Raw genomic sequence first — 23,320 nt, 5'->3', positions numbered from 1 at the left:
TTCAGTCCTTCCAGCCGACTTGGTACAGACTGCCATTGACCTTATCCAGAGAAGCGCGAACAACCGGCGAGTGCTGGTAGATGTCGATGAATTTGGCCAGGCGCGGGTCGTCCTTGCTCTCCGGCTTGATCACGAACTGAATGACGTACTCAGGGTGATCGAGGCCGTCAAACAGGATGGCGGAGCCTGCGTCGAAGGTCTTCGACAGGCGGATGTAAGCGGGATAGCCCTGCACCAGATCGGCATCGTCATAAGCACGTACCAGCTGCACGGCTTCGACCTGAATCAGTTTGATCTTTTTCGGATTGGCGGTGATGTCGTCTTCGGTAGCCTTGTAGCCAACACCGGGCTTGAGGGTGATCAGGCCCGCTTTAGCCAGCAATTGCAGGCCACGACCGCTGTTGATCGGGTCGTTGGCGATGGCAACGGTGGCGCCGGTTGGCAGCTCATCGAAGCTTTTGTACTTCTTCGAATACAGGCCGACGTTGTTGATCACGCCCGGCGCGTAGGGGACCAGATTGAATCCGGCGGCTGCTTTGGCGTTTTCCAGAAACGGTATGTGCTGGAAATAATTAACATCGATATCGCCTGCCGCGAGGCTGACGTTCGGCGCGATCCAGTCGGTGAACTCAACGAGGTCTACCTTCAGACCTTGTTTACCGGCCTCTGCCACGGCGGCTTCCAGCGGGATGGCGAAGGCTGCCGTAGTGCCCACTTTCAAGGGTTTATCGGCAGCGTGGGCGCTCAGAGTGAGAACGCTGAGGGCCAGGGCGATGAGGGTTTTTGTCATGTTCGGTAGTCCGGTGATCAATGGGTAATTAAAGCTGTAGGAGCGCGCTTGCCCGCGATTGCGGTGTGCCTCCCGACAGCGATGTTGAATGTGCTGACGTCTTCGCGGACGGGTCCGCTCCCACGGTTGGATTGCGGACGTGCGTTCTATTTGCTTTGTGTTCTGAAACTCGCCCCCGCATGCCGATCCGGCAAGCGCGCGCCGCCCTCGGGAAACAACTTCTGGCGCAAGGTGCCGTTGTCATACGCGGTCTTGTACGAGCCCCGTCGTTGCAGCTCGGGGATCACCAGGTCAATGAAGTCCTCATAGCTTTCCGGCGTAACGATGCGCGTCAGGTTGAAGCCATCCATTCCGGTTTCGGCGATCCAGGATTCAAGTTCATCGGCCACCTGCTCGGGCGAGCCGATCAGCGTGATGTAACGCCCGCCCAGCTTGTGTTGGTCGAGCAGTTTTTGCCGAGTCCAGTCATTGTTCTTGAGGATCTTGGTGGCCGATTGAATGGCGTTGCCCTTCACGTGCTGGATCGGTTCGTCCAGTTCGTATTCAGCGAAATCAATGCCGGTTGACGCCGCAAAGTGCGCCAGGCCCGCTTCGGCGCTGGCGTATTTAACGTATTCGGCGTGCTTGGCGCGCGCGGCTTCTTCGGTCGCCCCGACGATCACGTTCAAGCCCATGAACACCTTGATGTCGTCCGGATTCCGACCTGCTGCCAGGGCGGCGGCCCGCACCTTATCGACCTGCTCACGGGTCGCGGTTTTGTTCTGGCCGCTGATGAAAACGCATTCGGCATTGGCGCCTGCGAACTGCAGACCGCGCTCCGAACTGCCCGCCTGGAACAGCACTGGCGTGCGCTGCGGCGAGGGTTCGCACAAGTGATAGCCCTCGACCTGATAAAACTCGCCCTTGTGCCGAACCTTATGCACTTTGCTCGGCTGGGCATAAACGCGCGCCTCGCGATCCTCGATCACCGCATCGTCTTCCCAACTGCCTTCCCATAGCTTGTAAAGCACCTCCAGATATTCATCGGCCTGATCGTAACGACGGTCATGCTCGATCTGTTCATTCAGGCCCATGGCCTTGGCCGCGCTGTCCAGATAACCGGTGACGATGTTCCAGCCCACACGACCCCGGCTCAGGTGATCGAGCGTCGACATGCGACGTGCGAACAGATACGGCGCTTCGTAGGTCAGGTTGGCCGTTAGCCCGAAACCAAGGTTTTGGGTGACCGCAGACATGGCCGATACCAGCAGCAGTGGATCGTTTACCGGCAGCTGGATTGACTCCTGAAGCGTCACGTCCACCGACTTTTGATAGATGTCGTACACGCCGACGATGTCTGCGATGAACAAACCGTCAAACAAGCCACGCTCCAGCAGTTTCGCCAGATCAGTCCAGTATTCCAGGGTCTTGTACTGGGTCGAGGTGTCGCGCGGGTGGGTCCAGAAGCCGTGATTGATGTGGCCGATGCAGTTCATGTTGAACGCGTTTAGGAGGATCTTTTTCTTGCTCATCAGATCGTCCCCCGACGTGGCGGATTCACGTTATTGAGATAGAAGTTGCCGATGGCGTGGAATTTCCAGCGCACCGGGTCATGAAGTGTGTGGACGCGGGCATTGCGCCAGTGTCGATCCAGATTGTGCTCGGCCAGCGTTGATTGAGACCCGGCCAACTCGAACAGCGTGCTGCCAGCCGCCAGCGAAACTTCGGTGCTGATGGCGCGGGCTTCGGCCACTGCAATCGAGGCCGCCGCCACGTTATCGGCGCTGTTGTCAGCCTGGGCGCGATCAAGGTATTCGCCAGATCGTTCGAGCAGCGCTTCGGCGGCGTGCAAGCGGATGCCGAGCTTGCCGAAGCTGTGGAGGGTCAGCGGATCGTCAACGGCTTTTTCAATACCTGAATCGATCCAGGGTCGGGTTCGGGTACGCACGAACTGCAGCGCGTCTTCGAAAGCAGCGCGGGCAATGCCAGTGTCGATGGCAGCGTGAAGAATTTGCGCCAGCGGGCCAACGGTGGTCGGGCGCTCGAACGCCGTTTGAAACGGCACTACATCCTGCGCACTGACAAACACGTTATCGAACACCACCGAGCCGCTGCCAGTGGTGCGCTGACCAAAGCCACTCCAGTCATCAATGACGGTCAGGCCGGGCGCATCGGCGGGTACGAAAGCCAGTTGCTGAATGCCGTCATCGTCGATCACCGATGTTGGAATACGCTGCGCGTACAGCGCGCCAGTGGAATAAAACTTACGGCCATTGATCCTGAATTCGTTACCGTCGCGGCTCAAGCGTGTGGTTCGGTCGTGGGCGTTCTTGGTCCCCAGCTCAGCCAGCGCGTTACCGAAGCGCCGGCCTGCCAGAACTTCAGCGTACAAACGTCGCTGTTGCTCGGCGCTGCCATTCACCCGCAGCACTTCGAGAGCATAAAAATGGTTTTGTGGGATTTGTCCCAGCGAGCCGTCGGCTACGGAAATAATGCGAATGACTTCGGCCAATGTAACGTAGGAAACGCCCGCACCGCCGAAGGTTTTCGGCACGCTGATACCCCACAAGCCGGAGCGCGAAAATTGCTCCAACTCCTCATGGGGCAGGCGGCGTTCGCGATCACGTGCGCTGCTGTCCTGTTTGAAATGAGCTGCCAGCTCATGGGCGATGTGCAACGCTTGTTCGTCGTCTTTGATGACCACGATAGGGGTAGCCGTCTGGGTTTCAGACAGCGGATGAGTCACGCTCATAACATTGATTCCAGTGGTCTGGTCAGATCCAGGAGTGGCGGGCAGGCAGCGCGCCGTTGAGGTGATAAGCGCCGACGGCATGGACTTTCCAGCGCACGGGGTCGTGCAGGGTGTGAACCCGCGCGTTGCGCCAGTGCCGGTCGAGATTGAACTCGGCTAGCGTTGCGCGGCTGCCCGCCAGTTCGAACAGTTTCTCGCTGGCGAGCAGGGCGATTTCGGTGGTCAGTACTTTCGCTTCGGCTACGACAATCGAGGCCTGGGCGGCGGATTGCTCGGTGATCGGGCTGGCTGCGATGTCATCCAGTACGCGCCCTGCTTTGCTCAGCAGCGCTTCGGCGGCGTGCAGTTCGAGCTTCAATTTGCCGATGTCGGCGATCACGTAAAGGTCATCGCTGGCGCGCTCGACGTTGGCCTCGATCCAGGGGCGCGAGCGCTCTTTTACGAAGGCGATGCTGTCATCGATGGCCTCACGCGCGATGCCTGCGTCGATGGCTGCCTGAATAAGCTGGGAGACCGCGCCCTGAATGCTCGGCGCCAGGCCCAGCTTCCAGTTTTCAATCACCAACTCGCCACTCACGCGGACGTTTTCCAACAGCACGGTGCCGCTGGCAGTGGTGCGTTGGCCGAAGCCGGACCAGTCATCGACGATGTGCAGACCGGGTGTGCCGCGCTCGATGAAGACCAGTATCTGCTTGCCTTCGTCGTTCAGCGCCTTGACCGCGACCCAGTGGGCGAATAGGGCGCCAGTGGAGTAGAACTTCTGCCCGTTGAGTAGGAATTGGTCACCGTCGGCTGTCAGGCGCGTATGGATATCAAGGGTGTTTTTGGTGCCACGTTCCGGGCCGCCGTTACCGATGCGCCAGCCATGCAGAATCCCGGTGAACAAGGTCTTCTTCTGGGATTCACTGGCGCTGCCGATCAGCGAGTTGAGTATGCCGAAGTGGTTTTGCGGAATTTGTCCGACCGCAGGGTCCGCCGCTGAAAGAATCCGGAAGACCTCGGCGACAGTGACGAAGGAAACCTGGGCGCCGCCATAAGCGCGCGGCACTGAAATGCCGCCCAGACCGCTGCGGGTAAATTGCTCAATTTCTGACCAGGGTAATTGACGGTCTCGGTCGCGTTTGGCCGCGCTCAGGCGCACTGAACTGGCTAATGCGTGAGCTGCCTCGATGGCTTCGGCGTTGTTTCGCAATAGGGTGGTGGGTAACAGAGGAGGAGCTACGTCCAGGGTGTGCTGAACGAAAGCGGCGCTTACGTCAGTCATAGTGGCGACCTCGCAATGCGCGCAATACCCTGGCGTTATGCAATGGGGTAGTTGTGAAAGTGACCATTCGAACCTCGAAAAAGCCGCGGTGGCGGCGCAGAAACTGACGAAGATCCGGTGGTCCGGTGCATATACCCTAAGCGTGTATAAAAACTAAATAAACTCTAATTTTGGAATAAGCATAGAAGGTTAGAACTGCGCTATGGCAACGACGTGTCGCGGGCGCGGCCCTACGGTCAGGTCGTCTGGGCGTAGGTCAGACAGGAGCTGAGTATCAGTGTGAGGAGCATGTACTTAACGATGCGTCTGCTGTTCATGAGCGAGCCTTTCCCGAAGGGTTCACCGAAGGCTAGCAGCGCTTCGTCGCTCACCTGTTGGACTGGATGTAGGCCGAAGTTGTAAATAACGTGGGAAATTTCGTTAATGACCAAGATGTGTGGGCTGGTTCCCATTTATTCGGCGCAGTCAGGATTAATCGTTGAATCCTGGCTACGCCAGCGCAGAAATATCCGCAATCGCTAAGCCTCACAAAAGGCGTCTTCAGTGATCTGAACTTTGATGAGTCGCGCAGGCGCCCACCTCGAATTGTTGCCTACGCGGTCGATGATGCAATAGGTCACTTCATGATGCTCGTCCGTACCCGCTTCTTTAATGAGCGAGCCGGGTACGTGAAAGGTGATGGGCTTGCCAATTTGCTCGCTCGTCACTACCGGCAGATCGATACGCGAATCTCCCCAGCGAAGGGTGATTTCGTCATAAGCGTCCATGTTGGGGTACGGCTGGATGACCACCTTGATGCCGTTGATAGCGTGCTGATTGCTGAGACCGCGACGCATAACGGCCGCAGGAAACGACAAGGCTGGCAGCCCCTGGTTTTCGCAAAGCACCGGTTCGATCAACTGGGCGCCAGGCGGTTCGAGCTTGACCCACAGCTTGCTGGATGGCGATTGCGCCGGCGTGCTGCCAACCTTTTTAACGCTGTAAAAGGTTTTGACCTTGCCGGTCTTCAGAAAGCTCTGCGGTACGCGCAGGACGGAGGTGTAGCCAATGTCGGACGCCGTCAGTACCTTCGATGCGACATAGGAATCGCCCCAGAACAGTTCGATGAGATCGCCAATGTCCATCTCGGGATAAGGATCGATATTGACCGCAAGATTGCATGCCGCGGCAAGGCCGATCCCGTGCTTATTAGCTTGTGGAAGATAGGGCGCGAACAGTTTGAGATGAACGAATTTGCTTGGATCGTAGGTCATGTCATAACACTCTTTCAGGGTAGCGCTGTTTGTCTGGAGTGAGGGTGCAGCGACTTAATAACGCACTTACGGCGTATGTAGCTCAACGAGGAGTAGTACACGCTGAGTGCGGACTTATGGCAAACATTACAATCAGTCTCAAATTGCCAGTTGATAGTTAAAAAAAGGCTAATGGCTGTAAGTTTTGAGGTAATTGTGTTTTTGCGCGGCTGTCAATGGAGATCTTTGGTTTGTTTGGAAAGGTTCATAAATCAAGGATATGTCCTACGATTTAATCGCCGGAATTCAAACCGGCTCAATGAACCATTCTTAACTGCTGTAAGAAATATGTTATCTGAAGGTAGGAAGTTGCTAAGTGCGACTTGCGGCCAGAGCAAAGAACGCTGTGGCAGGTTTTGGCAGTTGGAGTGCTGGAATTGATTTGCAAAGTTCGTGGCGTAACGCTCGATGGATCAAGCCTTGGCCGCTGACCTGATCAATCCAGTCTTTAGATGGGATTAAACTTGTGGAAATGTGAGTGCGTAAGAAACGGCGTTACTTAGCGCCGTTTCTGGTAGTACGCTTGTAGGATCAGTTCCTGCTGCGTTCGAGGAATTGCCGTGTGCGTTCCTCTTTTGGATTAGCGAACAACGCTTTCGCCTCGCCCTGTTCGACGATGACGCCCTTGTCGATGAACACCACCCGATTGGCGACATCTCGCGCGAAACTCATTTCGTGGGTGACGATCACCATCGTGCGCTTCTCCTCGGCCAACGCTCGAATAGCCGTCAACACTTCGCCCACCAACTCTGGGTCCAGCGCTGACGTCGGTTCGTCAAACAGAATGACTTCTGGCTCCATTGCCAGCGCACGCGCGATCGCCACCCGTTGTTGTTGTCCGCCTGAGAGGCGACGAGGATAAGCATCCTCTTTGCCGGCCAGCCCGACTTTCGCCAGCAAACTGCGCCCCAGCGCGAGCGCTTTCTCCTTGTCCATTTTCTTGACCACGACCGGGCCTTCGATGACGTTTTCAAGAGCGGTGCGGTGGGGAAACAGATTGAAGTTCTGGAACACGAAACCGACGTGTTGGCGCAGTTGGCGAATGAGCCCCTGTTGTTGGCTCAGCGGGCGGCTGCCGTCGATCTTGATGTTGCCCACCACAATGGTGCCGCTGGTGGGCTCTTCGAGGAAGTTCAGACAGCGCAGAAATGTGGTTTTCCCCGAACCGCTAGGCCCGATGATCGCCACCACTTCGCCGGGCTCGACACGCAGGTCGATGCCCTTGAGTACCTCAATGCCGCGAAATTCCTTGGTCAGCTTTTCAACCGAGATCATGTTCAGGCCTCCACGTCATGACGATTGACCCTGGTTTCCAGACGATTCTGGAAATGCGACAGGATCGTGGAAAGAACCCAGTACATGAGCGCGACGGTGAGGTACATCGAGAAGATTTCGAAGGTGCGCGACGAAATCAGCTGCGCCTGGCGGAACAGCTCAGGCACCTGGATCGTAGCGGCCTGCGCAGTGTCCTTCACCAGCGAAATGAAGCTGTTGCCCAGTGGCGGCAAGGCCGTGCGTGCGGCTTGCGGCAGAATGGCCCGGCGCATGATCTGCGCACGAGTCATGCCGATGCTGGCGCCTGCTTCCCATTGCCCGCGATCTACCGAAGAGATCGCCGAGCGCAGGATTTCACAGGCGTAGGCCCCCATGTTCAGCGACAACCCGATCAGCGCGGCAGGGATCGGATCAAGCTCGATCCCCAGCTGCGGCAGACCGTAATAGATCATGAACAGCTGGACCAGCAGCGGCGTGCCGCGAAAGAACGACACATAAACCCGGGCAATGCCGCGCACAATCGTTAAGCGTGACAGCCGCATCAGCGCCAGGCCGAAGCCTAGCAGAAGGCCGAAAACCATGCTGCCCAGGCTCAAGGGGATGGTGTACATCATCCCCTTGAGCAGGAACGGCAACGATTCCCAGAAAAGCTGGAAAAACGATTCGATCATTTAGTTACGTCAGCCTGGAAGTACTTCTGCGAAAGTTTGGCGAGAGTACCGTCCGCGCGCAGCTTGTCGATTGCTTTGTCGATGGCAGCCAGCAATTCCGGCTCGCCTTTACGCAGGGCGATGCCTGCTTCCTGACGGGAGAACGGTTCGCCGGAAACGGCCAGGGTGTCCTTGGTTTTACCGACCAGTTCCAGTGCTGCCAAGCGATCGACCAGAATCGCGTCGATACGGCCTACACGCAGGTCCTGGTATTTGGTTGGATCATCGTCGTAGGTTTTGACGATGGCGCCTGGCACGTTTTCTTTGAGCCATTGCTCGTAGTTGGTGCCCAGGCCGACGCCGATCTTGTGGTCCTTCAAATCAGCTGCAGTCTTGAATTTGTCAGCGTCTTTCTTCTGCACCAGTGCCTGGATGCCGGAAATGGTGTACGGGGTGGAGAAGTCGTACTTCTTTTTGCGCTCGTCGGAGATGGTCACCTGGTTGACTACGACGTCCAGACGCTTGGATTCCAGAGCGGCCAGAATGCCGGCCCATGGAGTCGCTTGCAGCTGTACTTTTACGCCCAGTTCTTTGGCGAGCGCTTCGGAGAATTCGACTTCGAAACCGGTCAGTTTGCCGTCGGCATCAACGAAGCTGAATGGAGGATAGGTGCCTTCCAGACCCACTTTGAGGGTGCCGTTCTTTTTGATCGTATCGAGTTGATCGCCAGCGATGGCCTGGCTGACCAAACCGGTGCCTAGCACCAGGCTGAATGCCGAAAGCAGAAATGTGCGGCGGATTGCAGACATGTTCATGAAAGTCCCCTGTTTATTGGAATGTCAGGCAAGAATCAGACCTGGACGAAAGCTACTGTGGCCCTGAAAGTTTATCCAGCTTTTTCAGTGGCCTGCCGGGTCAAGGCAGCTGGGCTGGCGGTGATGATAGGAGCAGCGCTATAGGAATAAAAATAATAAAAAATGCGCTGCTTATCTTGATTTTGCATATGACCGAGTCAGGTCTGTAGGCGCGAAACTTGTTCGCGAGGCGACATGCCTGACACGCCGCATCGGGCCGCCTCGCCAACAAGTTGGCTCCTACAGGCTCCTATTGCTCGGAAAAGACGTCTGGATACGCAAACAAAGCAGGCGCGCCGCCGGTGTGCAGGAAAATGATCGGCCCATCATTGAAGCGCTGCCGACCAATGCCGTCGAGCAAGCCCGCCATCGCTTTGCCGGTGTAGACCGGATCAAGCAACATCCCTTCATGACTCGACACCAGCTTGATAGCCGACAGCGTTCCGGCGTTCGGCTCGCCATAGCGCGGTCCGAAGTACTCGTCCCACAGCTCTACCTTGAACGCCGAGGGTAGGGCAACGCCGAGCAACTCCGCAGTCTGTTCGGCCAAGCCTTGCACTTTCGGGGCCTGGGTTTCCTTGGGGCGCGAGACTGTTACGCCAATCACCGGCAACTGCGGCAGTGCTTCAGCCAACGCCAGCGCCATTCCACTGTGCGTGCCCGCGCTACCCGAGGCCAGGACCACGGCGGCAAATTCGAGGTCGGTTTGTTGAATCTGTTCGGCCAGCTCAAAGCCTGCGCGCACATAACCCAGCGCCCCCAATGCATTTGAACCGCCGATGGGCACCAGATACGGTTTCTTGCCGCTGGAGCTCAGACGCGCGGCGAGTGCTTGCAACTGCTCGGCGGCGTTGTCCAGGTTCTCTACCAGCTCGACTTTGGCGTCGAACAAATCCAGTAGCAGACGATTGCCGTTGCTCAGGTAGTTGCTGTCGTCCGTACCAATGGGGTTTTCCAACAGTGCCACGCAGCCCAGGCCTAGCTTGGCGGCGAGCGCTGCGGTCTGGCGGACGTGGTTGGACTGAATCGCGCCTGCTGTGATCAGTGTATCGGCGCCCTGAGCCAACGCATCGGCGGCCAGATATTCAAGTTTGCGCAGCTTGTTGCCGCCCAGCGCCAGTGGCGTGATGTCGTCGCGTTTAACGTACACGTCGCGCCCGGCCCAGGCCGACAGACGCTCGAGCTTTTCCAGCGGCGTTACAGCACCGAGCAGTTTCAGACGATTGAAGCGCGCGAGTTGTTCTTTGATCATGGTGATGGTGAGTCTTCAAATGAGTGGCGGGACCGGTCGCAGGACTATAGGCAGACCATTCCTACACGGCAACCAAACGATTACGTACGCCCTATGCTCTAAACCCTCACGAAAGTTGTTATTTTTTCGTCGTAGAAGATTGCCGTAGAGTGGCCCTACCTTCTGCTGAGTCTTGGCAGATGCGCCGTCAAATTGAGGAGAAACCTGCGTGAGCACTATTCCCGAACCGTCTTCAGAGGCTTGCGCCGAAGGCCTGACCGGTCATTGGCAATTGCACCGGATCGTCGGTGAGTTGCGCGCCGCCCGCGATGACTGGCGCACCCTCAACGGGCGTGTCAGTGGCGAAATGGGCGGTCGTGAGCTGCCGTCTCGCGAGGCCATGCGCGATATTCTCGAAGCACTGAGCGGCGCACTGTTCCCGATGCGCCTGGGGCCAGTAGACCTGCGCGAAGAGAGCGAGGACTTTTACGTCGGTCACACCCTCGACGTCGCGCTCAATTCGCTATTGCACCAGGCGCGCCTTGAATTGCGCTATGTCGCCCGTCAGCGCAGGGAAGACGCTAGTTGCGCAGACGTACACGCCGAGCGGCTGATTCAGGATTTCGCCAGCGCATTGCCGGCAATCCGCAGGATTCTCGATACTGATGTTCTGGCCGCTTACCACGGTGATCCGGCAGCGCGCAGCGTTGATGAGGTATTGCTGTGCTATCCGGGGATTCTGGCGGTGATTCATCATCGGCTGGCCCATCATCTTTACCGCAACGGTCTCCCTTTGCTGGCCAGGATCAGCTCAGAGCTCGCGCATTCGGCGACGGGTATCGATATTCACCCCGGCGCCCAGATCGGTTCGAGCTTCTTTATTGATCACGGGACCGGTGTGGTCATCGGCGAAACGGCCGTCATCGGCGAGCGTGTGCGCATCTATCAGGCGGTAACCCTCGGCGCCAAGCGTTTCCCGGCGGATGAAGACGGTCAGTTGCAGAAGGGCCATGCCCGTCACCCAATCGTTGAAGACGACGTGGTGATCTACGCCGGTGCGACGATTCTGGGGCGGATCGTCATAGGCCAGGGCTCGACCATTGGCGGCAACGTCTGGCTGACACGCGGCGTGCCAGCAGGCAGCAACGTCAATCAGGCCAGCCTGCAGCATGATGACGGCAGTCAAAAGTAAACGGCTGAAGTCGGAGCTGAGTCTGTAGGAGCGAACTTGTTCGCGAGGCGTCTGGCCAGTTAGACGCGCTCGCCAACAAGTTGGCTCCTATAGGTTTTTGGCTATCCGCGTAGTCAGCAAACCGACCTCCGACGAGTGGGAACGATCCCTTTAGTCCATGCGTCTTAGCCTCGCTTGAGCCAGTGTCAAAAGGGCCTCAATTGGTCCTTTTGTAGCTATTTGTGTTTTAATTGAACGCTCGTTCAACATAAACCGGTGGTTCGCTGCCCGCTCACAACAGGAGGCTTACCCTTGCCGTACCCGCTTTTTTGTTCTCGAACCCGACTTGCCGACGCGTGCCGCACATGAGTGCCGTTAACGCTCAATCCAGCTCACCGGTACGCATGAATGCGCCGGTTTTCTACTTTGCCGCCAGCTTCATTCTGATATTCGGACTGGTCGTCATTGGCTTCCCCGAAGCCTCAGGCAAATGGTTGCTCGCCGCGCAGAACTGGGCCGCCAATACCGTCGGCTGGTATTACATGCTGGCGATGACGCTTTATCTGCTGTTCGTCGTGTTCACGGCGCTCTCCGGCTACGGCAAGATCAAACTCGGCGCCGACCATGACGAGCCCGAGTTCAGCTACCTGTCCTGGGCCGGCATGCTGTTCGCCGCCGGGATCAGCATCACGTTGTTCTTCTTCTGTGTGTCCGAACCCCTGACTCACATGCTTCAGCCGCCCCAAGGCCAAGGCGGCAATCCGGAAGCTGCGCGGCAGGCCATGCAGCTGCTCTTTCTGCATTGGGGCCTGCACGGTTGGGGTGTGTTCGCGTTCGTCGGCATGGCGTTGGCTTATTTTGCCTATCGCCACAACCTGCCGCTGGCCTTGCGGTCAGCGCTTTACCCGCTGATCGGCAAGCGCATCAATGGCCCAATCGGTTATGCGGTTGACGGTTTCGGCATCATCGCGACGATCTTTGGCCTAGGCGCCGACATGGGCTTTGGCGTGTTGCACCTCAATTCCGGGCTCGATTACCTGTTTGGTGTTCCGCACACCCAGTGGATTCAGGTGGGCCTTATCACCCTGATGATGGGCGCAGCGATTCTGGTCGCCATCGCCGGTGTCGATAGAGGCGTGCGCGTCATGTCCGACATCAACATGCTGCTGGCCTGCGCGTTGCTGCTGTTCGTGCTGTTCGCCGGACCCACGCAGCACCTGCTCAACACGCTGGTGCAGAACATCGGCGATTACCTCGGCGCGTTGCCGGTCAAGAGTTTCGACGTCTACGCCTACAACGAGAAGAGCGACTGGCTCGGCGGTTGGACCGTGTTCTATTGGGCGTGGTGGATTGCCTGGTCGCCGTTTGTGGGCCTGTTCATCGCCCGTATTTCCCGTGGCCGGACCATCCGTGAGTTCGTCTGCGGCGTGCTGCTCATCCCGTTGGGCTTCACCCTGGCGTGGATGTCGATCTTCGGCAATAGCGCCATCGATCAAGTGCTTAACCATGGCATGACTGCATTGGGCCAGGCCGCTATCGATGATCCCTCCATGGCGCTTTACCTGATGCTGGAAAACTACCCGTGGAGCAAAACGGTCATCGCCGTCACGGTGTTCATCAGCTTTGTGTTCTTCGTCACTTCGGCCGATTCCGGCACCGTTGTGCTGTCCACTCTATCGGCCAAAGGCGGGAGCCCCGACGAAGACGGACCAAAATGGCTGCGTGTGTTCTGGGGTGTGATGACCGCTTTGATTACCAGCGGGCTGCTGTTCTCCGGCAGCATCGATGCGCTGAAATCAGCGGTGGTGCTGACGTCGCTGCCGTTCTCCCTGATTCTGCTGTTGATGATGTGGGGGCTGCACAAGGCGTTTCATCTGGAGTCGCAGCGTCAGATCGCGCAGCTGTATTCGCTTGCGCCCGTATCAGGCGCCGCTCGACGGGGCGGTTGGCGACAGCGTTTGACTCAGGCGGTGGCGTTCCCGTCCCGTGACGAGGTGTATCGCTTCCTTGAACAGACAGTGCGCCCGGCAATTGAAGACGTCACTGCGGTATTCGCCGAGAAAGGCCTGAGCGTCGTGACGCAACCAGATCCTGAAAATCACACGGTAGGTCTGGAAATCGGCCACGGCGAGGAGCGTCCTTTCATCTATCAAGTGACGATGCGCGGCTATTTCACGCCGTCGTTTGCGCGAGGAGGAATGGGCTCCAAACAGCTGAACAATCGCCGTTATTACCGTGCCGAAGTGCATTTGAGCGAGGGTAGCCAGGATTACGATCTGGTGGGTTACACCAAAGAGCAGGTGATCAACGACATCCTCGACCAATACGAGCGCCACCTGCAGTTTTTACATTTGGTGCGCTAGTGGCGGGTTACTCTGTGATGGACTCCATACAAGATATTGCTGACAACAAGAGAGGATTCGATGACTTATATTGCTGCCGAAAACCGTTACGACGTCATCCCATATCGCCGCGTCGGGCGCAGTGGTCTGGTGCTGCCAGCATTGTCGCTGGGGCTATGGCATAACTTCGGCGACAGCACGCCGATCGATACTCAGCGCGCCATGTTGCGCACCGCGTTCGACCACGGCATTAACCATTTCGACTTGGCGAACAACTATGGCCCTCCGTATGGCAGTGCGGAGGTCAACTTCGGGCGCCTGCTCAAGGAAGATTTTCAGCAGTATCGCGACGAGCTGATCATCTCCACCAAAGCGGGTTGGGACATGTGGCCGGGGCCTTACGGTCAGGGCGGCGGATCGCGCAAATACGTGCTGGCGAGCCTTGATCAAAGCCTGCAGCGCATGGGTCTGGATTACGTGGATATCTTCTACTCCCACCGCTTCGACCCCGACACCCCGCTGGAAGAAACCGCCAGCGCACTAGCCACTGCCGTGCAGCAGGGCAAGGCGTTGTACATCGGTATCTCGTCTTATTCAGGCGCCAAAACCCGAGAAATGGCGGCGTTGTTGAAAGAGTGGAAAGTCCCGCTGCTGATCCATCAACCGGCCTACAACATGCTCAATCGCTGGATTGAAAAAGACCTGCTGGACGTCACCGAGGAGGTGGGCGCGGGAGTGATTGCCTTTACCGCGCTGGCTCAGGGGTTGCTGTCGGACAAATACCTGAACGGCATTCCCAAGGATGCGCGGGTCAATCGTCCGGGGGGTGGTTCGCTCCAAGCGTCGCACCTGTCCGAGCAGAACATTGCTCATGTGCGCGCGCTCAACGAGATCGCCAAGCGCCGTGGTCAGAGTCTGGCGCAAATGGCCTTGGCCTGGACCCTTCGTGATCCACGGGTGACAACCTCACTGATTGGCGCGAGTCGTCCCGAACAGATCATCGAAAACGTCGGCGCTCTGAAAAACCTCGATTTCAGCGCGGCAGAACTGGCTGAAATCGATGGTTTTGCGGTGGAAGGCGGGATCAATCTGTGGGAGAAGCCGTCTTCGGCTGAGTAATCGGACCTGCTGCCGAATCGCTTGCGGTTGAGCGTAACGATGGATACTGAATCGTCGTTATCGCAGGTATCCAAGCGACGGTCTGATGTGCATGCCTGCCTTGATCTTCACTGGCAGGTAGCACGGGCGCTTGCCACCCAGATTTCCAGGCGACGGTGAAGAACGCTACCGGTTTTTGAGCGGTCATCGTGGTCCCCTTTCGATAACGGCAGGGTCAGTGCTGCTGTCTGGCGTTATAGGTTTGACCCGAGGAACCCCTGGCGGACGCGCAAGTGTTGGAAGGTCAGGATCAGGTGGTGCCTCATTGTGATAGAGCGGATGGTGATGTTGGTAATCGATCGCCGCTTGGATGATCTGTACCTCACTGAAACGTGTTCCCCAAAACGCTGCGGTAATCGGGAGTGGCTTGCCAACGCCTGTTTGTCCGTAACCGATAGGTAAGGTCACCATTGGCCAGCCTAGGCTATTGGGTAAATCGTGGGTGGACCGCTTGACTCTCAGGCCGCCGTTCTCTGGCTCAGGGTCATATCTAAGGCCGATATGTGAACCCAACGGCATTACCAGCATGAAGTCGACCTGGTAGTCGTCCAACGCTTTTTGCCAGAGTGCCTGCTGTTCGCGTCTACGCTCCTGCGACTGAAGGGTGATGTCGTAAGGCACGCGTTCGACAAGCTCATGCTCGGTGGGAACGTTAAAAAAACCGAGTAATTCTGTGCGGTATGGCTCTGGACGGGTCTGGGCAAACGCTGCTCCAGCGCTCCAGTAATGCGTCTCGTACCTTGCGTGCTGAAGGCTCAGCAGAAATTGTGTCAGGTAGTAAGTTATGCCGCCGACTTCGATGGGGTAAAGCGTCAATGAGCGGTAATACGGGCAGTTCGCGGCAACCCGCATATCCAGGCCGGGGAATTCGATAACGGCGGCACCCAGCTGCACAAGCTGCTGCTTGAAGCGCTCAAAGGCCTCGCGGTAGTCACGATCATAGGTGTCCGCCGGTGGCAGCGTTTCTGATTGGCCGGGTCTATACATCCAGTCAGTTTGCGGGATACCAATGGTCAGGCCTGTCAGTGGTTTCTCATCGGTGCTTGGACTGATTGGAAGCACCAGTGCAGGAATGGGGCCGGAAAGTGTGAGTGGGTCGTTGAACTGATCCACTCCGCTGATGACCGCCATAATCAGCGATGCATCGCGAATCGAGCGCGCAATAACGCCAGGAACATCCCAGCCGGTGGACAGCGGCATCATGCCTGCCGTCGATGTCAGGCCCAGCGAAGGTTTGATGCCACTAGCGCCATTGGCGGCCGCCGGAATGACCAGCGAACCTCCGGTTTCTTCTGCCAGAGCTGCAGCGCAGAGTCTTGCGACTGGTGCGATACCCGAGCCTGAACTTGAGCCGCCGGGCACTCGCGCCGGATCCCAAGCGTTTCCTCCAAAGTCGCCGTCGGTACTTTGCGAGTATGCCGAGCATATGGTGTGGCCGAGCAGGACTGCGCCTTGGGCGCGTAGTCTGGCAATGATGGTGGCATCTTCCAGAGCAACGTTTGTATCGAAGGCGTGAGTGCCGTTTTTACATTCACGGCCTTTTATTGCTATGACGTCCTTTGCGCCCAGTGGAATACCACACAGCGGCGGTGCCGGGCCTCTTGGGTCGGTTTGGCTGGCGATCCAGGTGTCCGCGAGCGCGGCTTGTTGCATGGCCTCGTTGGCGTCGATACGGACGAAGGCGTTATAGCCGCCGTTTTCATCGTAGATTTCAAAAGGGCCGTTCAGCGTGCTGATTCGGTTGAGGTACGCGACCGTGATTTGTACCGAAGTCAGTTCCCCGGTGCGAAAGAGCACGGCCATTTCGACGATTTCATAATCGACAATTCGGGCGCGCGGTTCGATGGTGTTACGCGGTGGCAAAGCTGCCAGAAGGCGGGCATTGAGTGCGTCGTCCAGCGGCGCACTGCGATTGGCGGGTTCCATGACATCAGCTCCTTTGACATTCCCTGGTCAGTCAAAGGAGCTAATCAGCATTTGGGCATCTCGTAAACTGTCAGAAATGACAGGTCAATCAGCCCTCATCCCCATCGTCATCGTCCCCGCCATCGATCTTCATGCCCAACTCCTTGATCTTGCGGGTCAAGGTGTTACGGCCCCAGCCTAGCAGCACGGCGGCGTCGCGACGGCGGCCTGCGGTGTGCTTGAGGGCAGTTTCGATCATGATGCGTTCGAAGGTCGGCACGGCGCTATCAAGCAGGCTGGACTGGCCGCGTGCCAAGGCTTGATCAGCCCACTGACGCAGCGCTTGTTCCCAGTTGGTCACCGGCGCCGAATCCTGGGGCAGGCTCAGCAGCTCTGGGGGCAGGTCGCTGATATGCACTTCACGGCCCGAGGCCATGACAGTGATCCAGCGACAGGTGTTTTCCAGTTGGCGAACGTTGCCCGGCCATGGCAAGTGCTTGAGGTATTCCTCGGTTTCAGTCTTGAGCAGTTTCGGCTCGACCGCCAGTTCCTGCGCTGCGCGGGCGAGGAAGTGACGGGCCAGCGTCGGGATGTCTTCCCGGCGATCAGACATGCGCGGGATGTGAATGCGGATGACGTTCAGACGGTGAAACAAGTCCTCACGGAACTTGCCAGCCTGCACCAGTGTTTCCAGATTCTGGTGCGTCGCGGCGATGATTCGTACATCGACCTTAACCGGCGTATGACCGCCAACCCGGTAAAACTCGCCGTCCGCCAATACACGCAACAGGCGCGTCTGGGTGTCAGCCGGCATGTCACCGATTTCATCAAGGAACAGCGTGCCGCCGTCAGCTTGTTCGAAGCGGCCGCGACGCAGGTTGGCCGCGCCTGTAAACGCGCCCTTCTCATGGCCGAACAGCTCGGATTCCATCAGATCTTTAGGAATCGCGGCCATGTTCAACGCAATGAACGGCGAAGCGGAGCGGGGGCTGTGGCGATGCAAGGCGTGGGCGACCAGCTCTTTACCGGTGCCCGATTCGCCGTTGATCAGCACGGTGATGTTGGAGTGGCTCAAGCGCCCGATGGCGCGAAACACTTCCTGCATCGCTGGCGCTTCACCGATGATTTCCGGGGTGCGGGTCAGCGTGGGTGCGACTTCCAGGCCTTGTTGCTCTTGAGCGTGCTGATTGGCGCGCTTGACCAGCGAGACTGCCTCATCGACGTCAAAAGGCTTGGGCAGGTATTCGAACGCGCCACCTTGATAAGAGGCCACGGCACTGTCGAGGTCTGAGTGAGCGGTCATGATGATGACCGGCAAACGCGGGTGTTGCTCGCGAATTCGTGCCAACAGGTCCAGGCCACTCGCGCCCGGCATACGGATGTCGGAAATGATGACGTCCGGCTGCTGACGGGCGAGACGACTCATCACACCATCGGCGCTATCGAAGCTCTGCGTGGTCATGCCCTCTTGTTGCAAGGCTTTTTCCAGTACCCAGCGGATGGAACGGTCGTCGTCGACGATCCAGACAGTTTCACTACGGCTCATGTCGAAGCTGCTCCTTGTTCCAGCGGCAAGAAGATCGAGAACGTGGTATGGCCAGGATGGCTCTCACACTCGATCAGCCCCTGGTGCTGACTGATAATGTTCTGGGTGATGGCAAGACCTAGCCCCGTACCATCCGGGCGGCCGCTGACCATCGGGTAAAAAATGGTTTCTTGCAGCTCGGCAGGAATGCCGGGCCCGTTGTCGATGATTTCGATCTTGCTCACCAGGCGATGGCGAACGTGGCCGATCGTGAATTGACGCATCGCGCGCGTTCGCAGGCTGATGCGGCCCAGTCGAAGCTCATTCTGGCTGCTGATGGCCTGCATCGCATTGCGCACGATATTGAGCACGGCCTGAATCATCTGCTCGCGGTCAATCAACACGTCGGGAATGCTTGGGTCGTAATCGCGCACCAGTGTGATGCAACCTTGGCTTTCGGCCTCAACCAGGCTGCACACTCGCTCAAGCACTTCATGCACGTTGGTCATCGCAAGCGACGGCAGCTTGTTGGAACCCAGCATGCGGTCTACCAGGTTCCGCAACCGGTCGGCTTCCTCGATGATGACGTTGGTGTAGTCCTTGAGGCTTTCTTCGGGCAGCTCGCGTGCCAGCAGTTGCGCAGCGCCACGAATGCCACCCAGCGGGTTTTTAATTTCATGGGCCAGACCGCGCACCAGCATTTTGGTGGTTTCCTGCTTTGACAGCTGGGCTTCTTCCTTGGTGATCCTGAGCAAGCGATCACGGGGGTGGACTTCCAGCAGGAGCATTGTCTCGCCCTGCGACAGAATCGGCGTCACGGCGTAGTCGACAGTCAATGTCTGACCGGTCAAGGCCGTGAGCATGGCTTCACGCTTGGTGAAGGGGTGGGCTTGCTCGACGGCCTGACGCAGGGAGCTCAGCGCCTCGGCGGATTCGGTAAACAGCTCGCTGATGAACTGTCCGTGGCTGCGCTGACCACTGATCGCCAGCAGCATTTCAGCCGCCGGGTTCATGTACTCAAGGCGCAGATCCGAGTTGAGCAGAATGGTGGCAGTGGTCAAGTTGTCGAGTAACAATCGGTGCAGCGTGTCGCTGATAGTCATGAACGTCGTTGACCTCTTTTGGCACATTGCACATCGGGCGGGCCCGAAATCGCAGGCACTGGTTGGTCTTCGTCAGCGGGATTAAGCCGCTGATGGGCGCTGATTTATCGCTTATCTGTAAGAAAATGCAAAAACCAAACCAAAGCTCCGAAAAGAAGCGTTATTTCAGTTGATGCGGACTTTATTTGGACAGAGTGCGCCACCAGACAGCAAAAGCACACGGTTGGCGAACCAAAATGGGCTGTTATCCCATGGATTCCCGAAGTCCGCGCACCACAATGAAGCGATGACTCTTGCGTATCAAGAGCTTAGAAAAACGGAAGGATGCTGCTTTCTTCTTCGGGTTTGTCTTTGAGCGGGCATTCGGGACGGACCCCGTAATCTTCTTTCGCGCACGGCTGTGTCATACGCTTTTGCGCCAGCGAGGTTCGCAGCATATGGAACGGCTGGTTGGGTGTGCGCTCTGCCACGCGACCGTACTGATCCACGATTTCAATCGAAAGCTGATGGGTGCCTCGATCTACATTGTTCAGTGAAAACACCGGGCTTCGTCCTGCTGCGCCGTATGGGGCGCCGTCGAGTAGCAAGCGATAGCTATGGCCCGGTTGCAGGGCTGGATCGTTGGTGACGGTCACGATCAAATTGCCCTGCATATCCCGTATCGTCGCATCAGGCTCCGGCGCAAGAATGCGTAGTAGCTGATAGACAAACAGTGGAGGTGGGTTCCGACTGGCGGATTTGGGTGCTGACTTTTTAGGCGGCACGGCCATGTTGTTGCTAGGGGCGATGTCGACTTTTTTGGCGTTGCGGTGCGGCTGGTCGGTGTACACCCGATTACCTTCCGCGTCGATGTAGGTATAAACGTCGGCCACTGCCAATTGCCCCGCAAGCATCAGAAGGCAGATCAGTACACAGCGCACATGCCAGCGGCTGCCGGGGAACCAGCGATCAGGGCCTGCCGACATGGACTCGTTGCACTGTGAGCGTCACTGTTTGACTGGTCTGGATAGGCTGCTCACTCTGCAGGACTTGAACCGCGAGGCTGTGTTCGCCTCTGTCCAGTTCCGTGAGTTGCAGGCGTGGGACGTTTGTGGGTTGGCCGTACGGCGCGCCATCGAGCAGCATCTGCAGGCGATGTCCCGACTGCAGGCGTGGCTCAATCTTTACCCCAACGGTGAAGGTGCCATTGTTGGCGCGTAACGCCTCATCGTCGGGCAGGTCGGTCAGTTGCAGGGTCTGGTAAGCCGCGCTGCCTTGTGCTGCCCGTACCTCATTTGGCTGAGGAGGCGGTGGCATCGTCGGCGCGCCCGTACTGACGCTGTTCAAGGGCGGCAAATCGACAGTTTCAGCCTTGGTCCCATTTGGAGGCTGATTGCTGTACGCCGTATTGCCATTGGCATCGGTGTATTTGTAGATCTGCGCGACTGCAGGCAACGCAAACAACAGCAGCAGAAGGGTGAGGCTTTGACGCATGAACGCTCCCATGACTACAACCAAGCCAACGACAGGTGGTCAGGCGCCTACTGTGACAGTGGCGGCTCCAAGGTGCCAGCTTAGTCACAAGCCTTTTAGCGGGTCTAGCTGCAACGCAAGCATGACGTAAGGTTGAGCACGCTTTCATCCCGTAATACACAACTCTCCGACTGCCCGGGTCAAAGCCGTTTTCATGATGGGGTCAGTGGTTGTTCGCTCGCTAACTGTCATGACCCATGTGGGGCAAGCGACGTCTTTTCGATAGCGGAAAAACGCTGCATATGACTTTAGAAGCTCTGGTTGCGACGCATCCAGTTGGCCGCGGAGATTTTTTGCGAGGCCCTGTGCCGGTTCGGCGGGCGCAGTGCCGGTTGCGTGCCACTGTGCCAGTCGGGCGTATTGCACCATCTTGCCGGCTTCGATCTGCGCCGCGAAAAAGTGTCGGATGTCCTCTCGGGAAAGCCTGTGCTCCCCGGCCTGCAGCGCGGCATTGGCAATTACCTGTCGCTCTCGGTCACTGTCCTGAACCGGTTTGCCGCTGTGCCACTTGCTCAACGCTACCTCGTTGGCGATTTCGAGGCGCTGATTGATCGCATCCATTAATACTGTCAGGGATTCAGGTGGTTGATTCGATGTGGCGGCCATCAGATTCACAGGAAGGATGATAAGGGCCACTAACGCGCCGGCCGTTTGCTTGTTCATGAGGTAGCACTCGTGATGATGTGTTGGGCGACCTGCTTGCAAGCGTGATCGGGCCTCAATTATCTCAGCCCCGTTTGATCAAAATGCGGTAGTTAACTACCACCCTCGTATGTGACGAATGGACTATCCAGACAGGGCAACCGCTCCATTACCCTATTTTTTCGAGGCACAAAAAAGGCCTCCCGAAGGAGGCCTCTTTGTTACGTCGTTACAGCCGACGTGACTGGATTAGCAGCTGTAGTACAGCTCGTATTCCAGTGGGTGTACGAAGGTGCGTACTTTGATTTCTTCTTCGCTTTTCAGGGCGATGTAAGCGTCGATGAAGTCGTCGCTGAAAACGCCGCCTTTGGTCAGGAACGCACGACCTTTGTCCAGCTCTTCCAGGGCTTCTTTCAGGCTGCCGCAAACCTGTGGGATCTCTGCAGCCTCTTCAGGTGGCAGGTCATACAGGTTTTTGTCAGCTGCGTCGCCAGGGTGGATCTTGTTCTGGATGCCGTCCAGGCCAGCCATCAGCAGCGCAGCGAACGCCAGGTACGGGTTGGCTGCTGGATCCGGGAAGCGTGCTTCGATACGACGGCCTTTAGGGCTGTTGACGTAAGGAATACGGATCGAAGCGGAACGGTTACGCGCCGAGTAGGCCAGCATTACCGGAGCTTCGAAGCCTGGGACCAGACGCTTGTAGGAGTTGGTCGCCGGGTTGGTGAAGCCGTTCAGAGCCTTACCGTGCTTGATGATGCCGCCGATGAAGTACAGAGCGGTGTCGGACAGGCCGGCATAGCCTTCGCCAGCGAAGGTGTTCTTGCCATCTTTGGAGATGGACATGTGAACGTGCATACCCGAACCGTTATCGCCGTACAGAGGCTTAGGCATGAAGGTAGCGGTGCGGCCGTAAGCGTCGGCAACGTTGTGGACGACATACTTGAGGGTCTGAACTTCGTCAGCCTTCTTGACCAGCGTGTTGAATTTCACGCCGATTTCGTTCTGGCCAGCAGTTGCCACTTCGTGGTGGTGAACTTCGACGACCTGGCCCATTTCTTCCAGGGCGTTGCACATTGCGGTGCGGATTTCGTGGTCATGGTCGAACGGTGGAACCGGGAAGTAGCCGCCTTTGATACCTGGACGGTGGCCCTTGTTACCGCCTTCGATGTCAGCGTCGGACATCCACGAACCTTGTTCGGAGTAGATCTTGAACATGGAGCCAGAAATGTCGGACTTGAATTTCACTTCGTCGAAGATGAAGAATTCTGGCTCCGGGCCTGCGAATACAGTGTCACCGATACCGGTGGACTTCAGGTATTCCTCGGCGCGGTGAGCGATGGCGCGTGGGTCGCGATCGTAACCTTGCATGGTCGAAGGTTCGATGATGTCGCAAACCAGGATCAGGGTTGGCTCTTCGGTGAACGGGTCCAGAACGGCGGTTTCGTCGTCCGGCAGCAGGATCATGTCGGAGGCTTCGATGCCTTTCCAGCCGGAGATGGAGGAGCCGTCGAACATTTTGCCGACTTCAAAGAAGTCGTCTTCCAGCGCATCGCGAGCAGGCATGGTCACGTGGTGCTGAGTGCCTTTGGTGTCCGTGAAGCGCAGATCAATCCACTTAACGTCATGATCTTTGATGAGTTGAACCGACTTCGACATGTTGTCCTCCGGGGTGGATTAGGGCTGGGTAGTTGTACGCCCTTTAATTTGGGTGATGCCGGGCGCGATAGTCGGCCAAGGCAACCTGCCTCACAAGGGAGCAATTTGCATGCCAGTGCCCCGAGTTGGGTTTTCCGCCGGTATCGAGGATTCTCAGCTCACTAAACGACGCAATTATGAAATATCAAGCACCATTATGGTGCTTGCAAATCGGACGTC

19 protein-coding genes are annotated in these 23,320 nt (G+C 57.5%); 3 read left to right on the top strand and 16 right to left on the bottom strand.

Features of this window, described 5'->3' with window-relative positions; all coding sequences use genetic code 11:
- Position 1: 1 nt before the first annotated feature.
- From ACWKV9_RS16860 to ACWKV9_RS16820, 9 genes are all read right to left on the bottom strand, one after another.
- A complete protein-coding gene (locus tag ACWKV9_RS16860) occupies positions 2 to 790 on the bottom strand; it encodes a MetQ/NlpA family ABC transporter substrate-binding protein (protein WP_483837266.1) in 789 nt (262 codons plus the stop codon).
- Between the two features lie 146 nt (positions 791 to 936).
- Complete coding sequence (locus ACWKV9_RS16855; protein ID WP_483837265.1) at positions 937 to 2,301, bottom strand: LLM class flavin-dependent oxidoreductase; 1,365 nt, start codon at positions 2,299 to 2,301, stop codon at positions 937 to 939.
- Positions 2,301 to 3,521 carry an SfnB family sulfur acquisition oxidoreductase gene (locus ACWKV9_RS16850; RefSeq protein WP_483837264.1) on the bottom strand — a complete coding sequence of 407 codons (1,221 nt, stop codon included), beginning with the start codon at positions 3,519 to 3,521 and terminating at the stop codon, positions 2,301 to 2,303. The genes ACWKV9_RS16855 and ACWKV9_RS16850 overlap by 1 nt, the downstream gene beginning before the upstream one ends.
- 22 nt (positions 3,522 to 3,543) lie before the next feature.
- Positions 3,544 to 4,785, bottom strand: a complete 1,242-nt coding sequence (locus ACWKV9_RS16845) for an SfnB family sulfur acquisition oxidoreductase (RefSeq protein ID WP_483837263.1) — start codon at positions 4,783 to 4,785, stop codon at positions 3,544 to 3,546.
- A 518-nt stretch (positions 4,786 to 5,303) separates the two neighbouring features.
- Complete coding sequence (locus ACWKV9_RS16840; protein WP_483837262.1) at positions 5,304 to 6,038, bottom strand: hypothetical protein; 735 nt, start codon at positions 6,036 to 6,038, stop codon at positions 5,304 to 5,306.
- 570 nt (positions 6,039 to 6,608) lie between these two features.
- Complete coding sequence (gene tcyN, locus ACWKV9_RS16835; protein WP_483837261.1) at positions 6,609 to 7,352, bottom strand: L-cystine ABC transporter ATP-binding protein TcyN; 744 nt, start codon at positions 7,350 to 7,352, stop codon at positions 6,609 to 6,611.
- A 2-nt stretch (positions 7,353 to 7,354) separates the two neighbouring features.
- Positions 7,355 to 8,020 (bottom strand): cystine ABC transporter permease, encoded by a 666-nt coding sequence (tcyL, locus tag ACWKV9_RS16830; RefSeq protein ID WP_483837332.1) that lies wholly within the window; start codon positions 8,018 to 8,020, stop codon positions 7,355 to 7,357.
- Positions 8,020 to 8,817, bottom strand: coding sequence for a cystine ABC transporter substrate-binding protein (gene tcyJ, locus ACWKV9_RS16825; RefSeq protein ID WP_483837260.1), 798 nt, complete (start codon positions 8,815 to 8,817; stop codon positions 8,020 to 8,022). The genes tcyL and tcyJ overlap by 1 nt, the downstream gene beginning before the upstream one ends.
- A 289-nt stretch (positions 8,818 to 9,106) precedes the next feature.
- Positions 9,107 to 10,108: a D-cysteine desulfhydrase gene (locus tag ACWKV9_RS16820; protein ID WP_483837259.1), complete on the bottom strand. Its 1,002-nt coding sequence runs from the start codon at positions 10,106 to 10,108 to the stop codon at positions 9,107 to 9,109.
- Between the two features lie 217 nt (positions 10,109 to 10,325).
- Between ACWKV9_RS16820 and epsC the strand changes: the two genes are divergently transcribed.
- The 3 genes from epsC to mgrA all read left to right on the top strand — a co-directional run bounded on the left by epsC (position 10,326) and on the right by mgrA (position 14,719).
- Complete coding sequence (epsC, locus tag ACWKV9_RS16815) at positions 10,326 to 11,279, top strand: serine O-acetyltransferase EpsC (RefSeq protein ID WP_483837331.1); 954 nt, start codon at positions 10,326 to 10,328, stop codon at positions 11,277 to 11,279.
- A 344-nt stretch (positions 11,280 to 11,623) separates the two neighbouring features.
- Positions 11,624 to 13,621, top strand: coding sequence for a choline transporter BetT (gene betT / locus ACWKV9_RS16810; RefSeq protein ID WP_483837258.1), 1,998 nt, complete (start codon positions 11,624 to 11,626; stop codon positions 13,619 to 13,621).
- A gap of 60 nt (positions 13,622 to 13,681) precedes the next feature.
- Positions 13,682 to 14,719 (top strand): L-glyceraldehyde 3-phosphate reductase, encoded by a 1,038-nt coding sequence (mgrA, locus tag ACWKV9_RS16805; RefSeq protein ID WP_483837257.1) that lies wholly within the window; start codon positions 13,682 to 13,684, stop codon positions 14,717 to 14,719.
- Positions 14,720 to 14,902: 183 nt separating this feature from the next.
- Here the strand turns inward: mgrA and ACWKV9_RS16800 are convergent, their stop codons facing one another.
- The 7 genes from ACWKV9_RS16800 to glnA all read right to left on the bottom strand — a co-directional run bounded on the left by ACWKV9_RS16800 (position 14,903) and on the right by glnA (position 23,101).
- Positions 14,903 to 16,684: an amidase gene (locus ACWKV9_RS16800; protein ID WP_483837256.1), complete on the bottom strand. Its 1,782-nt coding sequence runs from the start codon at positions 16,682 to 16,684 to the stop codon at positions 14,903 to 14,905.
- 88 nt (positions 16,685 to 16,772) lie between these two features.
- Positions 16,773 to 18,209: a nitrogen regulation protein NR(I) gene (gene ntrC / locus ACWKV9_RS16795; protein ID WP_483837255.1), complete on the bottom strand. Its 1,437-nt coding sequence runs from the start codon at positions 18,207 to 18,209 to the stop codon at positions 16,773 to 16,775.
- Entirely contained in the window at positions 18,206 to 19,291 is a 1,086-nt protein-coding gene (gene glnL, locus ACWKV9_RS16790; protein WP_483837254.1) for a nitrogen regulation protein NR(II), read from the bottom strand. The genes ntrC and glnL overlap by 4 nt, the downstream gene beginning before the upstream one ends.
- Positions 19,292 to 19,599: 308 nt before the next feature.
- Positions 19,600 to 20,256: a DUF4124 domain-containing protein gene (locus ACWKV9_RS16785; RefSeq protein WP_483837253.1), complete on the bottom strand. Its 657-nt coding sequence runs from the start codon at positions 20,254 to 20,256 to the stop codon at positions 19,600 to 19,602.
- Positions 20,240 to 20,764: a DUF4124 domain-containing protein gene (locus ACWKV9_RS16780; RefSeq protein ID WP_483837252.1), complete on the bottom strand. Its 525-nt coding sequence runs from the start codon at positions 20,762 to 20,764 to the stop codon at positions 20,240 to 20,242. The genes ACWKV9_RS16785 and ACWKV9_RS16780 overlap by 17 nt, the downstream gene beginning before the upstream one ends.
- 144 nt (positions 20,765 to 20,908) lie before the next feature.
- Positions 20,909 to 21,466 (bottom strand): chorismate mutase, encoded by a 558-nt coding sequence (locus ACWKV9_RS16775; protein ID WP_483837251.1) that lies wholly within the window; start codon positions 21,464 to 21,466, stop codon positions 20,909 to 20,911.
- Between the two features lie 228 nt (positions 21,467 to 21,694).
- Positions 21,695 to 23,101 (bottom strand): glutamate--ammonia ligase, encoded by a 1,407-nt coding sequence (glnA, locus tag ACWKV9_RS16770; RefSeq protein ID WP_483837250.1) that lies wholly within the window; start codon positions 23,099 to 23,101, stop codon positions 21,695 to 21,697.
- Positions 23,102 to 23,320 lie beyond the last annotated feature (219 nt).

This window comes from Pseudomonas corni (assembly GCF_057128765.1).
Note: the sequence above shows the minus strand (reverse complement) of the source record. Positions and strands in the feature narration are given on the sequence as shown.